This is a genomic window from Gaetbulibacter aestuarii, from assembly GCF_039537665.1.
In the GTDB taxonomy this organism is placed as follows: domain Bacteria; phylum Bacteroidota; class Bacteroidia; order Flavobacteriales; family Flavobacteriaceae; genus Gaetbulibacter_A; species Gaetbulibacter_A aestuarii.
The window spans coordinates 179,902-195,200 of the sequence record NZ_BAABAY010000006.1; the positions used below are offsets into that span (position 1 = coordinate 179,902).

General features: G+C 33.2%; 12 protein-coding genes. 10 read left to right on the top strand and 2 right to left on the bottom strand.

Annotated elements, in window-relative coordinates:
- Positions 1–30 precede the first annotated feature (30 nt).
- Together ABD682_RS12680 and ABD682_RS12685 are read right to left on the bottom strand one after the other, a co-directional pair.
- Positions 31–1,974 carry a polysaccharide biosynthesis protein gene (locus tag ABD682_RS12680; protein WP_344741852.1) on the bottom strand — a complete coding sequence of 648 codons (1,944 nt, stop codon included), beginning with the start codon at positions 1,972–1,974 and terminating at the stop codon, positions 31–33.
- On the bottom strand, positions 1,971–3,098 hold the full coding sequence (locus ABD682_RS12685; protein ID WP_344741853.1) for a DegT/DnrJ/EryC1/StrS family aminotransferase: 1,128 nt from the start codon (positions 3,096–3,098) through the stop codon (positions 1,971–1,973). Before ABD682_RS12685 ends, ABD682_RS12680 begins: the two co-directional genes overlap by 4 nt.
- 635 nt (positions 3,099–3,733) lie before the next feature.
- Here ABD682_RS12685 and ABD682_RS12690 point away from each other — a divergent pair.
- The 10 genes from ABD682_RS12690 to ABD682_RS12735 all read left to right on the top strand — a co-directional run bounded on the left by ABD682_RS12690 (position 3,734) and on the right by ABD682_RS12735 (position 15,293).
- Positions 3,734–4,729, top strand: a complete 996-nt coding sequence (locus tag ABD682_RS12690) for an SDR family oxidoreductase (RefSeq protein ID WP_344741854.1) — start codon at positions 3,734–3,736, stop codon at positions 4,727–4,729.
- A 10-nt stretch (positions 4,730–4,739) separates the two neighbouring features.
- A complete protein-coding gene (locus ABD682_RS12695) occupies positions 4,740–6,116 on the top strand; it encodes a nucleotide sugar dehydrogenase (RefSeq protein ID WP_344741855.1) in 1,377 nt (458 codons plus the stop codon).
- A gap of 11 nt (positions 6,117–6,127) precedes the next feature.
- Positions 6,128–7,408, top strand: a complete 1,281-nt coding sequence (locus ABD682_RS12700; protein ID WP_344741857.1) for a nucleotide sugar dehydrogenase — start codon at positions 6,128–6,130, stop codon at positions 7,406–7,408.
- Between the two features lie 139 nt (positions 7,409–7,547).
- The gene (locus ABD682_RS12705) at positions 7,548–9,086 is read left to right on the top strand and encodes a hypothetical protein (RefSeq protein ID WP_344741858.1); all 1,539 of its coding nucleotides are present in this window, start codon (positions 7,548–7,550) and stop codon (positions 9,084–9,086) included.
- A gap of 9 nt (positions 9,087–9,095) precedes the next feature.
- Complete coding sequence (locus ABD682_RS12710; RefSeq protein ID WP_344741859.1) at positions 9,096–10,013, top strand: acyltransferase family protein; 918 nt, start codon at positions 9,096–9,098, stop codon at positions 10,011–10,013.
- Positions 10,014–10,312: 299 nt separating this feature from the next.
- On the top strand, positions 10,313–11,296 hold the full coding sequence (locus tag ABD682_RS12715; RefSeq protein WP_344741861.1) for a glycosyltransferase family 4 protein: 984 nt from the start codon (positions 10,313–10,315) through the stop codon (positions 11,294–11,296).
- 23 nt (positions 11,297–11,319) lie between these two features.
- The gene (locus ABD682_RS12720) at positions 11,320–12,243 is read left to right on the top strand and encodes a glycosyltransferase family 2 protein (RefSeq protein ID WP_344741864.1); all 924 of its coding nucleotides are present in this window, start codon (positions 11,320–11,322) and stop codon (positions 12,241–12,243) included.
- The gene (locus ABD682_RS12725) at positions 12,240–13,277 is read left to right on the top strand and encodes a glycosyltransferase (protein WP_344741865.1); all 1,038 of its coding nucleotides are present in this window, start codon (positions 12,240–12,242) and stop codon (positions 13,275–13,277) included. The genes ABD682_RS12720 and ABD682_RS12725 overlap by 4 nt, the downstream gene beginning before the upstream one ends.
- Before the next feature lie 22 nt (positions 13,278–13,299).
- On the top strand, positions 13,300–14,079 hold the full coding sequence (locus ABD682_RS12730) for a glycosyltransferase family 32 protein (protein WP_344741867.1): 780 nt from the start codon (positions 13,300–13,302) through the stop codon (positions 14,077–14,079).
- A complete protein-coding gene (locus ABD682_RS12735) occupies positions 14,079–15,293 on the top strand; it encodes a glycosyltransferase (protein WP_344741869.1) in 1,215 nt (404 codons plus the stop codon). Before ABD682_RS12730 ends, ABD682_RS12735 begins: the two co-directional genes overlap by 1 nt.
- Positions 15,294–15,299: the final 6 nt, after the last annotated feature.

Here is a 15,299-nt window from a genome sequence, read left to right on the forward strand (position 1 = left end):
AAGTTAATAATTTTTAAACTAAGTTGGTATTTATAGGCCTTTGTAATTGTTGTCATTCTTTTCAGTAACCAAAGCTTTGGCTTTTTTGTATATCTGAACACGTTTATCAAAGCGCTCGAAATCTGAATTATTCGACTTATACTCAGGAATCAATTGTTTCATTTTTATCACAATATTGTTATTCTGGAATCGATTTGTTATACATAACTCTTCAATTTCAGGTTTAACACGTTCATAATCAATAGCTCGTGTTTTACTAATCATGATTTTACTGTGATATGTGGCTATGGTGTTTTCCCCATTAGCTAATAATTCCTCATAAAGCTTTTCACCCGGGCGTAAACCGGTAATCTGTATATCAATATCTTCAGGGTAGCGTAAACCACTCAATTTGATCATGTTTTTGGCCAGATCAAAGATTTTTACAGATTGACCCATATCGAAAATAAAGATCTCACCACCTTTTCCCATAGTTCCAGCTTCCAAAACCAATTGAGAAGCTTCAGGAATCGTCATAAAATAACGCGTTATTTCCCTATGGGTGAGTGTTAATGGCTTGTTATTTTCAATTTGCTTCTTAAATAAAGGGATTACAGAACCGTTAGATCCTAATACATTTCCAAAACGTGTTGTAATAAATTTAGTTTTGCTTTCCTTCTGCAAACAAGAAATATACATTTCTGCTAAACGCTTCGTGGCTCCCATCACACTAGTTGGGTTAACCGCCTTATCCGTAGAAATAAAAACAAACTTTTTAATATTATAACGTGAAGCCGTATCCGCCAGGAGTTTGGTTCCATTCACATTAATTTTAATGGCTTCATACGGCGACTCTTCCATTAAAGGTACATGTTTATAAGCAGCAGCATGAAATACCATAGTGGGTTGATATTTCTGAAAAATACTATCGATACGCAAGCCATCACGAATATCTGCAACAAGCGCTTTGTAATTGCTTTTGCTATTACGTTTCAAGTCCTGTTCAACATCATACAGTGCGGATTCAGCCTGATCTAACATGATGATCTGCTTTACATCGTAGTTGGATAACTGCTTTACCAATTCACTACCAATAGAGCCGGCAGCTCCGGTAACTAAAACCGTTTGACCACGGAATTCATTCTGTAAATTTGGATTATTAACCTGGATTGGTGGTCGTCCTAATAAATCTTCGATCTGAACTTGTTTGATCTGCTTCACATTCAGCTCGCCATTGATCCATTGTTCCACAGGTGGAATTTTGGTCACCTTAACCTGCAGATCAATCAATGGCATGATATTAGTATGATCGATTTTCTCTGAAGCCACTATAATTTCATCAATATTTTGTAATTCCAAATAAGCTTTATTCAAGCGTTCTTTGGAATAAATCGGAATACCATTAATGGACTTACCGGCTTTATTTTCGTTATCATCAATAAATCCAACGACAATAAAACGTGAAGATGTATTATTTAACAAGGTGTTGCTTGTTAAAATTCCGGCATCACCTGCACCATAAATAAGCACACGTTTGGTTGCCATCAAGTGGCATTTAATTCGTTTGTATAAAATCTTGAACGCTAATCGGCTTGCCGATAAAAACATAAAGCTTAACAGGGCATGCATGGCGATCAAAGCTCTTGGTATGGTGAACCCTTCTACTAATTGTACCGATCTGTTTACCAATACCAAAGCCACTGAAAATCCGGCAATTAGTAAGGTAGCCTTAAATAAATTAATTAGGTCTAGTAATCCGGTATGTCTGATCACACTTTTAAAGGATCCTACAATAATAAAACTTAAGGCACTAATACCTAAAATAAAAGGTAGCTGGATAAAGAACTGAACCAGATCAAAGTTCAGTGTAAAATTAAACCGAATGAAATAAGCCAAAAAGAAAGTAAACATAACAATCCCTAAATCGATGGCGAAAACCAACCATTTAGAGGCGTATTTTTGAGATAATTCGGTTACGTAATTCTTAATAATCATGCAAGGGATTTTTTAATATTTTCAAGTATTCTTTCTAAATCGCTATCAGTTAAATTGGATCCGCTAGGGAGGCATAATCCGGTGTTAAATAATTGTTCAGACACACCATTGGTGAAATGCAAATGATCCTTAAATACCGGTTGCATATGCATGGGTTTCCAAAGTGGTCGGGTTTCTATGTCGTCTTCTGAAAGCGTTAAACGAATATGTTCACGCATTTCAAAAGACTCAGTATTTATACAGGTGATCCATCTATTACAGAAAACGCCTTGAGGCTCTTCCAGGAATGAAATAGCATTGTATCTATCTAAATGTTTTTTATAAAATTCAAAATTTCTTCGACGCGCAGCTACGCGTTCATCAAGAACACGCATTTGACCGCGACCAATACCAGCTAGAACATTACTGAGTCGGTAGTTAAATCCAATACTCGAGTGTTCATAATGCGGTGCATTATCACGGGCTTGCGTAGAAAGGAAAACGGCACGGTCCTTTAATGATTTAGATCCGGAAATCAAAGCACCACCACCGGAGGTTGTAATTATTTTATTTCCGTTGAAGGATAAAATACCCAGATCACTAAGGGTGCTGCAAGCCTTTCCGTAATACGTACTTCCCAAAGCCTCTGCACTATCCTCTATCACAGGGATGTCATATTTTTTAGCCACAGCATTGATTTCGTCAGCTTTGTAAGGCATACCGTAAAGATGCACGGCGATAATAGCTTTAGGCTTTTTATATTTTTCTATACGATCCTGGATGGCTATTTCTAACAGGTCCGGAGACATATTCCAGGTCTCCCGTTCGCTATCAATAAAAACAGGTGTTGCGCCTTGATAAATGATAGGATTTGCTGAAGCTGAAAACGTAAAACTTTGGCATAATACTTCATCGCCTTGTGAGACGTCTAATAATTGTAAAGCCAAATGAATTGAAGCGGTTCCTGAACTTAAGGCAGCCACATATTTGTTTCCGCCTAAATAATCTTGAATATCTTTTTCAAAGCCATCAACATTGGGACCTAGAGGAGCGATCCAATTCGTTTTAAAAGCCTCGTCAACATACTGTTGTTCCAGACCTCCCATGTGTGGTGAGGATAAGTATATTTTAGTTTTAGTCAACATGAAGTGGCTTCGTTTGTATTTTATCGTTACTATCAAAATACAACCAAAAACTAATCGCAAACACTACAATTAGAGGGATATTTGTTATGAAGAGAGGGATCTCGGGATACATAAAAAACAAAATATTTAGTTGTTCAATAGCTTAATTATAAATTCTTTTTTAATTAGATTTAATCTATTTCTAAAACCAACATGTAACTAAAACTCTTATACGTATTCGTTTAAAAAATGCAATTAAATCAACCTGCTATTAATCAATTCAATTTTGTGTTTTTACAGTGTAAATGTAGTAATAGTTTTCATTCATAAAACATCCAAAAATGTAATTTCGCCAAAACCATAATTATATTCGGTTAACGACCTTTTTGTTTGACGTTAAAAGATAAAAATGGCATATTATCGATTTTCTTAAAAATGGTGGATTTTGACTAAAATAATGGCGTGTTTTCAATGCTTCTTTATGAATAATTGAAGACTTTGTTTTAATCCTTGCGACTCGTTTAAAAGACTCATTTTATCGATTTCAAAGCGGTAACTTGAATTTCATCGTTAAAATTGCGGACTTAGTATAATAATCATTTGTTATTGCAATCTTTTTCCAATATTTGTGAAGCTATTAATCAATCCCAAATCAAATGACCCAAGATCAAACGGATTATCTTAAAGGACGCCATGTTTTGGTTACCGGAGGTGCAGGCTTTATTGGCTCAAACCTTTGTGAAGAACTTTTACAACATGGTGTTCATGTGGTATGTCTGGATAATTTTGCTACCGGAAAACAGGAAAATATTCAGCCCTTTTTGAGTCACCCGAACTTTAAGTTTATTGAAGGAGACATTAGAAACCTGGAAACCTGTAAAACAGCTTGTAAAAACATTGAGTTCGTTTTACATGAGGCTGCGCTGGGTTCGGTGCCACGATCCATTAAAGATCCTATCACGAGTAACGATGTTAATGTTTCAGGGTTTTTAAATATGTTGGTCGCTGCCAGAGATGCCGGGGTGAAGCGTTTTATTTACGCTGCGAGTTCCTCTACCTATGGTGACCATGAAGCTTTACCGAAAGTTGAAGACACCATTGGAAAGCCCCTTTCCCCCTACGCTATCACAAAATATGTTAACGAATTATATGCCGATATTTTCTCAAGCACCTATGGTTTGGATACTATCGGACTGCGTTATTTTAATGTTTTTGGAAGACGCCAGGATCCTAAAGGCGCTTATGCTGCAGTGATACCAAAATTTGTGCAACAATTTATAAGTCACGAATCGCCTTTTATTAATGGTGACGGAAGTTACTCGCGAGATTTCACCTATATTGATAATGTGATCCAAATGAATATTTTAGCGCTTTGTGTACAAAATAAAGCTGCGCTGAATACAGTTTACAATACCGCTTTCGGACAGCGTACAACATTATTAGAATTAGCTGATCTACTAAAAAAACATTTGTCAAAATTTGATAAAAGTATCAGCAACATAGCGATCAAGCATCGCGATTTTAGGGCCGGAGATATCCCTCACTCCCTGGCCTCTATTGAAAAAGCTAAGAGCTTATTAGGTTACGATCCAAAATACGATATCGATTCCGGGTTGGCGGAAGCCGTGGACTGGTATTGGGAAAATCTTTAAAAATCTAAATATGATCAAAAATATATGCTGTATTGGGGCTGGATACGTTGGTGGACCAACGATGGCAGTTATAGCGTTGAAAAACCCTCATATTAAAGTAACTATTGTAGACATCAATGCTGAACGTATAAATGCGTGGAATAATAAGGATATTTCACAACTCCCAGTTTATGAGCCAGGTCTGGCTGAAATTATTCAGAAAACACGGGGCAAAAATCTATTTTTTTCCACAGAAATAGACAAGGCAATCGATGAAGCTGAAATGATATTCATTTCAGTAAATACACCTACGAAGACTTACGGTAAGGGAAAAGGGATGGCTTCTGATTTAAAATATATCGAGCTATGTGCTCGTAACATTGCTGAAGTAGCTAAAACAGATAAAATTGTTGTAGAGAAATCTACCCTTCCCGTTCGAACTGCTGAGACTATAAAAAGTATTTTACATAACACAGGAAATAGAATTAATTTTCAAATTTTATCTAATCCTGAATTTTTAGCAGAAGGAACAGCCGTCGAAGACCTTTTGAATCCTGATAGAGTTTTGATTGGAGGTGAAAATCAAGCTGCAATCGAAACCTTATCCAATATTTACAGTTCTTGGGTTCCAAAAGATCGTATTCTTGAAACAAATTTATGGTCTTCTGAATTATCAAAATTAACGGCTAATGCTTTTTTGGCTCAACGTATTTCTTCTATTAATGCAATTTCAGAATTATGTGAAGCTACAGGAGCGGATGTAAACCAAGTAGCAAAAGCCATTGGGATGGATTCAAGAATTGGAAATAAATTTTTGAAGGCTTCTGTAGGATTTGGCGGATCATGTTTCCAAAAAGATATTTTGAACCTGGTATATATTGCAAAAAGTTTTGGATTAGAAAAAACAGCTGACTACTGGCAGCAAGTCATTATAATGAATGATCATCAAAAAAGACGCTTTTCAGATAAACTTATTCAAACGTTGTATAATACTGTATCCGGAAAAAAAATCACCCTTTTTGGATGGGCATTTAAGAAAGATACGAACGACACCAGGGAATCTGCTGCTATTTATGTTGCGGATCATCTACTTAATGAACAAGCAAGATTGTCAGTGTATGATCCAAAAGTTTCAGCCTCTAAAATTCAAGCAGATTTAAATTATTTAAACACGAGATCTGAAGACGAAACCGCTAAACTTGTAAAATTTATCAGGGACCCGTATGAAGCTTCTTATGATTCTCATGCGATAGCTATTTTAACCGAATGGGATGAGTTCAAGACCTATGATTGGAAATCAATCTATAAAAACATGAAAAAACCAGCTTTTATTTTTGATGGTCGAAATATTTTAAATAAAGCAGAATTAGAGGCTATTGGGTTTGAATATTATGCCATAGGACAATAAAAGAATTTGAAATGAATACAATTAAAATTGCCGTGATCGGTTTGGGCTATGTAGGACTTCCACTTGCCCGTTTATTTGCAACAAAATATGAAGTTGTAGGCTTTGATATCAATGAAAAACGTATCGCTGCCCTTTCGGAAGGTCATGATGACACTTTGGAAGTAACAAAAGAGGATTTACTTGGGGTTTTAAAGCAAGAAAATCAGTCAGGGTTGGGGTTATTTTGTTCTTCGAATATCGAAGATATTGCGGATTGCAATTATTATATTGTAACAGTACCCACTCCTATTGATAAGAATAACCGTCCGGATTTAAACCCTTTATACAAGTCTAGTGAAACTGTAGGTAAAGTCCTGAAAAAAGGTGATATCGTTATTTATGAATCCACGGTGTATCCGGGCGTTACTGAAGAAGAATGTGTCCCGGTTCTGGAACGCATGAGCGGTTTAACATTCAATGAAGATTTTTATGCCGGGTATTCCCCCGAACGTATCAATCCGGGAGATAAATTGCATACCGTAGATAAAATATTAAAGGTTACGGCGGGTTCTACACCAGAGATCGGTGAAAAGGTTAATGCCCTATATGCCAGTGTGATAACGGCAGGAACGCACCTTGCTCCTTCCATAAAAGTTGCTGAAGCAGCGAAGGTTATTGAGAATTCGCAACGTGATATCAACATTGCTTTTGTGAATGAGCTGGCTAAAATATTCAACATCTTGAATATAGACACGCATGCTGTCCTTGAAGCTGCGGGAACGAAATGGAATTTCCTGCCTTTTAAACCTGGCTTAGTTGGCGGACATTGTATCGGTGTAGATCCTTATTATTTGGCTCAAAAGGCACAGGAAGTGGGTTATCATCCGGAGATCATCTTAGCCGGTCGCCGTGTGAATGATACCATGGGGCATTATGTGGCTTCAGAGATCGTCAAGTTGATGGTGCAAAATAATATTCATATTAAAGGGGCGAAAGTGCTAGTTTTAGGGATCACCTTTAAGGAAAACTGCCCGGATGTGCGGAATACGAAAGTGGTTGATGTCATTAAGGAATTGAAAGCTTATGGAACGGACATTTGTATTTATGATCCCTGGGCGAATCCTGAGGAGGTGAAACATGAATACAATCTGGACACTGTTAAAGAAGCACCACAAAATATATTTGATACCATTGTTTTAACGGTGGCACATCAGACCTATTTAGATATGGACCTCAAATCCTTGTTAAAAACCGATGGTATTTTGTATGATGTAAAAGGCGTTTTGAAAGAGAATGTAAACGGCCGTTTGTAAGAAATTTACTTTTAATAATTTGAAATAGTAATAAAAAAATATCTATTGGTATTCAATTTTCTTCTTTAGTCAATAAATCATCAAAATATATAGTCTAGTAAGAAATCCTTTTTAGGAAATACAACTCTAAAATTAAAATATGTCAAGGGTAAAGAAAACAATTAAAAATGCCAAGGTTACAACCTTTTTCTTTGTTATTACCACGGCTATAGGCTTTTTTTCCAGAAGTATTTTTTTATCTCGTTTGGGAGATGAATTTATTGGCCTTGCAGCGACTCTTCAAAGTTTTTTAAATTTTTTAAACTTGGCAGAATTGGGTATTGGATCTGCGATGGCTTTTGCCCTTTATAAATCTTTATTCAAAAAGGATTTTGAAAGATTAAACGAATTACTGGCCTTAATTGGATATCTCTACAAAAAGATTGGAACAATTGTTCTCTTGGGGGGAATATTACTTTCACTATTTTTTCCAATGATTTTTAAAGACACGTCTATTTCATTAGTGGTAATTTATTACATGTTTTATGTGTATTTGTTTTCAACATTATTAAATTACTATTATAATTATTATTTAATTGTACTCCAAACTGACCAAAAAGGATACATCCCTACGGCCTATCTTCAAATTTCCCATATAACTAAAATTTCCATGCAAATTGCGGTTGTATTTTTAACCAATAGTTTTATTCTTTTTATCACTATAGAGCTAATAACCCTTACTACTTACAACATATTAATTCATAAAAAGATAAAAAAGGAATACCCCTGGATTAAATTCTTTAACAGGGGTAGTAAATCCTTATTAGCTGAAAACAAAGATATTCTTATCAAGATCAAGCAAATGTTTGTTCATAGAATATCGGGATTTATTTTAAAAAGCACAGACAATATTGTGATTTTTTCATTTGTAAATCTACAAAGTGTTACATTTATTAATAATTATTACATAATCACGAGCAGCGCGTCAGCTTTGCTATCCAATTTTGTAACGGGAACAGGAGCTGCTGTTGGCAGTTTAGTTGCTGAAAACGACAGAATTAAAATACAAAAGGTGTTTTGGGAACTTATGAGTCTTCAACATTATATAGGTGGGCTATTATTTTTGTCTCTTTACTACGGCATTAATCCTGTGATTGCACTTTGGTTGGGCGAAAAATATATAATGGCACCACATATTGTAATTTTAATTTTAATAAATGTATATATTGAAAAAATGCGTGCGCCGATTATTAATTTTATTAATGCTTATGGAATATTTCACGATGTTTGGGCTCCCTTAACAGAGGGTGTTTTGAATTTACTGGTGTCTATTGTTTTAGCTTATTATTTTGGCATATCTGGTGTACTCATTGGTACCTTAATAAGTGTTAGTCTAATAACCTTAGTTTGGAAACCATTTTTCCTCTACAAAAACGGGTTTAATAAACCGGTATTTCTTTATTGGATTGGTTTTTTTAAGCTATTACTATCTTTTATAATATCATTAATTGTTTGCAAATTTTTAATTAGCAGTTTTGTAACTATTAACAATGAGTCCTGGGTTTTATTATTGGTTTCTTTAATTCAAGTAGGTTTTATTATCGTGATAGTTTATTCATCGATAATGTATCTTGTTAATCCAGGTTATAGGGAATTATCCACGAGGATATTAAAATTAATTAAAAGTCTATTTAAATAATCATTCAAGGTGATACATAAAACTAATAAAAAAATTCCCTGGATTGACGTCATAAAGGGATTAGGTATATTATCTGTTGTAATAGGCCATGTTTTTACAGGAGAAGTGAGGCATATCATGTTTATTTTCCATATGCCTTTATTTTTCTTTATGAGATTATCACCTGTTGATTTATTAGATTTTATGAATTACGTAACTAAAGCTTTATATGGTGGAACTAAACTGTATGGTGCACTTGGTGTTTTTTGGTTCATTACATGTTTATTCTTAATACAGCAAATAATGAACTTTTTGATCATAAAGCTAAAAACAAAAATATTAACATTGATTATTTCATTTTTATTAGTTTTTAGTTATTTCAACATGATCTACTTTCCGGAGTTCTCCCTACCTTGGAACGCGCATGTTGTTTTGGCCTCAGCACCCATTTTCTACCTCGGGTTTTTATTCAAAAATTTTAAACTTGAAATCAATAATTATGCTATTCTGGTTATGGGTTTGATAGTAATAGTGTTTTCTTATTTCTACCCTGCCAATTTTTATGATATGAAATTCACAAATTACGGAATAACTTTGATTACACTTTTATCTAGTCTTATTTTAATCTTAAACCTAAAAATTATCTCAACTAAACTATCCAATGATAAAGGTTCAAAAATAATTTTTTCAGAGTTGGGTAAGGCTTCAATGGTAGTCATGTATCTCCATCAACCTATTCAGTTTTTAACAAGTTCATATATAGCGGATAATCCCTTTTTTAGAGTCTTTTTTGCCATCATACTTTCATACGTCATTTACAGGCTATTTTTGAGTTTTAAAATTAGTCGTTTATTATTTTTAGGATCTTATCAGGATTTTAAAAATATTTCAAAAATGGTTTTTGATAAAAATAAAATTATAAATATTGGGAATAAAGATATAGTCTAACCCGAATTCTTACTGCCAAAAAAATGGAAAAATCTTTAAAAATATTATTTCTCGTGCCCACGTTTCCAAATCTAACGGAAACATTTATTGTTAATCAAATTATTGATTTGATAAATAAAGGGCACTCAGTACATATTTTTGCAACCGGCAAACCAAACCAAATTGTCCATTCCAGAGTATCGGAATATAACCTTTTAAAGCACACTTTGTATCCAAATTTCCCTGTCTCAATAGGTCAAAGACTTCTGTGTTTTTTCAGAATTATAAAAAGTTCCGATTTCAAAACGGCTTTAAAATTAATGTCAGCTCTGAACATTTTTAAATTTGGTATATCTGCTTTAAAACTGAGCATATTTCATAAGGTTTCCTGGTTATCCGAAACGAGTGATAATTATGATATCGTACATGCTCATTTTGGTCAAATGAGTGACTATTATTTTTTGGCCCAAAAATGTGGGTTTTTCAAAGGTGCTGAATTAATAACAACATTCCACGGCTATGATATTACTCCCGGTGAGGTCCTTTTGAATAGGACCAAATATGCACAACTAATAAAACAAAACAAGATGGTTACGGCAAATACTGAATTCACCAAATCCCTCTTACTCGACGTTGGTTTTAAATCAAAAAACATTCAAATATTACCAGTAGGTGTAGATACCTCATATTATCATTCAGGTAATTCCAATTATGATAGCAACATTTTAAACATACTTTTTATTGGTAGAATTACAAAATTTAAAGGAGTTTCAAGAATACCGGAGATTGCTAATATTTTAATTAATGAAAAGGGAATTATTAATATTCAATTTAAAATTATTGGAAACATTTATTATGAGGCGGAAAAAGAATTACAGAAATTACATGCTAACATTGATAAATATAAGTTAAAAGATTATTTCCATCTTATCGGTCCTAAAAAACAGGATGAGATCATTGAAGAAATGAGAAATTCACACATTTATATAATGCCCGGGATAACGGATTCAACAGGAAGAGCCGAAAATCAAGGTTTGGTGATACAAGAGGCACAATCAATGAAACTCCCTGTTGTAGTTACGGATGCAGGAGGCATGAAATATGGCCTGATCGAAGGCGAAACCGGCTTTGTTGTAAAACAGAATAACATAAATGATTTCGTTGAAAAATTAGAATTTTTGATCAAGAATCCTGAACAAAGAAAAGTAATGGGGGAAAATGCCAGAGATTTTGTAAGAAAAAAATATGATTCTAAAATTCTGGGAGATCAATTAGAACAAATTTATTTTGATACGCTGAATTAATTAAATTATATTTTCAACAGATTATGAAAGTTTCAGTTATTATACCAACTTACCAAAGATCAACATTTTTAATTAGAGCTATAGAAAGTGTACTCAATCAAGATTACAAAGATATAGAGATCATCGTTGTAGACGATAATGGCAAGGGCAAACAACAGGAAAAAACGAGATCAATTGTTGAAAAATACAGCGCAATTAAACTCATTACTTATGATAAAAATAAAGGTGGTTGCTATGCGCGAAATAAGGGAGCTGAGGAAGCCACTGGAGAAATATTAATGTTTCTGGATGATGATGACTATTTTTTAAATGAAAAGGTTAGAAAACATATAGCCCCTTTTAAGGAAGACTCGGAAATAACCATGGCATTATGTAACGTTAAAATTGCTGATGCAGCCGGAAACGAAATCGAAAATGCGTTAAAATATGCCAAAGGAGACTCTTTAAAATCTTTTATTTTATCTGGGCATATTTTTACACTTATGATGGCTATTAAAGCAAAAACTTTTAGAGAGCTTGGTGGGTTCGACAATATACCCAGATTTCAGGACAAATATTTTATGTACAAGTTTTTTGCCAACAATTACAAGGTAAAATTTGTTAATGAAGAATTACTGGTTGTGATAGAACATGAAAACGATAGAGTATCAAAGCAAAACATTAAAAATGAATCTGCGGCTTTAGGTGTTTTACACGCATTTGAGGTAGAAAATTTTAATTTATTTAATAAAAAGGAACGTGTTTTTTTAAAGAACAGATATTTTCTTAAAATGGCTAATATAAGGGCAAAAGGTAACATTAAAGAACGATTTAAGGGGGTGAAATATTTACTTCAAGGTTATTGGTTTTTTAATTTAACAGATTTAAAAAGAAGAAGCAAGTTACTAGTCAGATTGCTATTATCAGATCCTTTATACTTTAAGCTCAAAAAAATATTTTTCGTATGAAATTATCTATTATTTTACCGGTATATAATGCTGAAAAATATCTAAGCAACTGTTTGGACAGTTTATTGAACCAAACATTTAAGGATTTTGAAATCATTTTGATCAATGACGGCTCTGAAGACAATAGTAGAAATATCTGTAAATTATATGCTGACAAGGACCAGCGGATCGTGCATATCAATCAAGAAAATCAAGGTGTTGCCATGACCCGTAACCTGGGTTTAAAGATGTCTAAGGGGGATTATATAGGGTTTGTGGATGCTGACGACTTTTTGGATAAAGATATGTTCGAAAACATATTAAAGCCTACTTTTAATTATCCAATTGACATTGTTATTTCTCATTTTAAGGTTTGGAATAATGGAAAGTATGAAATACCCGGCACAGATATTCCAACAAAGAGGCTGTTAGATGAAACAGCTATTAAACATCACCTTTTACAATGTTTTTATACCGGTAGTGATCCTTTAATACCTAGTTTATGGAATAAGATCTACAAAAGTGATTATTTGAAGCAAAATAATCATCAATTTCAAAATCAAAAAGGCATTAGAGCAAGCGATTATTGGTTCAATTTTGAAATATTTAAAACGGCAAAAAGCGCATACGTTACAGAAGAGGCCAATTATAATTATAATAATGTCATTAGTAATAGTATAATCAACTCATTTCGAGAGAATCAGTTTGAAAGCTTCCTTGAAGGACACAAAAAATTGATGGATGCTAATGAATATTTAAATTTCAAAATTGATTTAAGTAAGTATTTTAAACCCTTAAACAATAACACAAATCAATTTATATTATCAGCAATTGAGGCGAAAGGATTTTTTAAGGCTTATGGTTTTGTTAAAAACATTATGCGTAATGAAATTTTCAGAACGTCATTTAACCAAGTAAACATTAATAGGCCTCATGTTAAAGTAATTTCATTTTTCATTAAAAATAAAATGATCTTCCTTGCCTATTTAGGTTATTCTTTGTGGTATATAAAAGCATTTGTTTCAAGTAAAATAATTAAGAGCAAAATGTTATGAATGAGACTTTAAATTAATAATTATGATACCTAAGATAATTCATTTTTGTTGGCTAAGTGATGATGAGTTTCCCCCATTAATTAAAAAATGTATGGATTCCTGGAAGGAAAAACTTTCAGATTATGAATTTGTACATTGGAATACCGATAAATTCAATATGGAATCCAGTCTTTGGGTACAACAAGCTTTTGAAGTAAAAAAATATGCCTTTGCAGCTGATTATATTCGCTTATATGCTGTTTATCATTACGGCGGGATTTATTTAGATACAGATATTGAGGTTATTAAACGTTTCGATGATCTATTAAATAGACCGTATTTTGCAGGAACTGAAGGTGAACGTATTATTGAAGCTGGAGTTTTTGGAGCTGTGAAAGGAAGTGCATGGCTAAAACAATGTTTGTCATATTATGAAAACAGGTCTTTTATAAAACCAGATGGAAGTTTTGACACCATGACCTTACCGCGTATCATGATGAAACAAATTTCGAAAACAAAAACCTTTGAGACGGTTTTACCAGAAACTATTACACCTGAAGAACAAAATAAGGATACATCTACTATGTACCTGTTTCCTAAAGACCATTTCTGTGCTAAAAACCATGGCACCGGACAAATAGAAAAAACGAAAAACACTTACTGTATTCATCATTTTGCGATGTCATGGGTCGATAAAAACCATACCTTTCTTCCTAATATTAAACGGAAATTAATGCGTGTTTTAGGAGTAAAATTTGTTGATTCAGTCATAAAAATTCTTGGGTTGAGGAAAATTAAAAAGCTTTTTAAAAGGACTTCATAATGAAAGGAAAAACAATATTACTTATTATGCCTTATGGAAGCGTTGGCGGTATGGAACGATTAGCTCTAAGTTTTTACAAATACTATAAAAATAGTGGGTATGAAGTTAAGGCCTTAAAGTTCATTTCACTAGAAAATGATATTATTAACTTTAATCAAGATGAATTATATTTTAGTAATAAGGACTTTTATGAAATGAGTTCCTTTGAAAGGCTTCAATTTTATTTAGGAGCCCCTTTGAAAATTCGGAAAATAATTAAAGACCTAGATGTCTCCCACTCCATCTCATTTGGTGATATGGCAAATTTATTTAGTTCTTTAACATTTACAAATGAGTTTAAAATAGGAAGTATTCATGCTTTAAAAAGTGTTGAACTTCAAGGAAATTCATTCTTTAATAAACTGACAAAGATCGGGTATCGAACAAGTTATAAAAATCTGAATAAATTGGTTTGTATCAGTAAGGCTATTAAAGATGACCTTATTAAAAACTGCGGTTATAAGTTTTCGAATATGGAAATTATTTATAATCCACATGATATTGAACACATTCAAAAGCTAGCTGAGGAGTCCTTAACAGATCCTTTTGAAAAAAATATTATAACCCAAAATACTATCCTGTTTTTAGGTCGAATGTCCATTCAAAAGGCACCCTGGCATTTAATAAAGGCTTTTAAGTTGCTTATGGAGAACGGTAAAACGAAAGCTAATCTAGTTTTTATTGGAGACGGAAATAAGGAGGTTACAAAACATGTAACAACTTTGATCGATAAGTTTAATCTTTCTGATAAAGTATTTTTTCTTGGACGAAAAGACAATCCTTACAAATACATCTCTAAAGCCGGTTTATTAGCTTTAACATCCTATTACGAAGGAACTCCGAACGTCATTGTTGAGTCTATTGCTATAGGAATACCTATTGTATCTACAAACTGTACAAAAGGCATCGAAGAGTTGATGAGTCTCAAAGAAGTGATGGAAAGTAATGATAATATTACTGTTGAATCAGGCATAATTACACCAAACATGTTTAAGGGAAAGCTCGAAATACCAAACAACGATAGTTTTATATCAGAGGAAAAACAATTTTCAGAAGCTTTGAACCAAGTTTTAAATAATGCCGATTTTAAAGAAAATCTATTGCTAAATCAAAGACAATTATTAGAAAAATTTGATATTCAAAGCGTTTCAAAAAAATATTTAAAAATTAATTAATTTAAC

Bases quoted from the DNA above. Each gene is read 5' to 3' on its own strand.
- ABD682_RS12680 (WP_344741852.1), bottom strand. From the start codon at position 1,974: ATGATTATTAAGAATTACGTAACCGAATTATCTCAAAAATACGCCTCT.
- ABD682_RS12685 (WP_344741853.1), bottom strand. From the start codon at position 3,098: ATGTTGACTAAAACTAAAATATACTTATCCTCACCACACATGGGAGGT.
- ABD682_RS12690 (WP_344741854.1), top strand. From the start codon at position 3,734: ATGACCCAAGATCAAACGGATTATCTTAAAGGACGCCATGTTTTGGTT.
- ABD682_RS12695 (WP_344741855.1), top strand. From the start codon at position 4,740: ATGATCAAAAATATATGCTGTATTGGGGCTGGATACGTTGGTGGACCA.
- ABD682_RS12700 (WP_344741857.1), top strand. From the start codon at position 6,128: ATGAATACAATTAAAATTGCCGTGATCGGTTTGGGCTATGTAGGACTT.
- ABD682_RS12705 (WP_344741858.1), top strand. From the start codon at position 7,548: ATGTCAAGGGTAAAGAAAACAATTAAAAATGCCAAGGTTACAACCTTT.
- ABD682_RS12715 (WP_344741861.1), top strand. From the start codon at position 10,313: ATGTCAGCTCTGAACATTTTTAAATTTGGTATATCTGCTTTAAAACTG.
- ABD682_RS12720 (WP_344741864.1), top strand. From the start codon at position 11,320: ATGAAAGTTTCAGTTATTATACCAACTTACCAAAGATCAACATTTTTA.
- ABD682_RS12725 (WP_344741865.1), top strand. From the start codon at position 12,240: ATGAAATTATCTATTATTTTACCGGTATATAATGCTGAAAAATATCTA.
- ABD682_RS12730 (WP_344741867.1), top strand. From the start codon at position 13,300: ATGATACCTAAGATAATTCATTTTTGTTGGCTAAGTGATGATGAGTTT.
- ABD682_RS12735 (WP_344741869.1), top strand. From the start codon at position 14,079: ATGAAAGGAAAAACAATATTACTTATTATGCCTTATGGAAGCGTTGGC.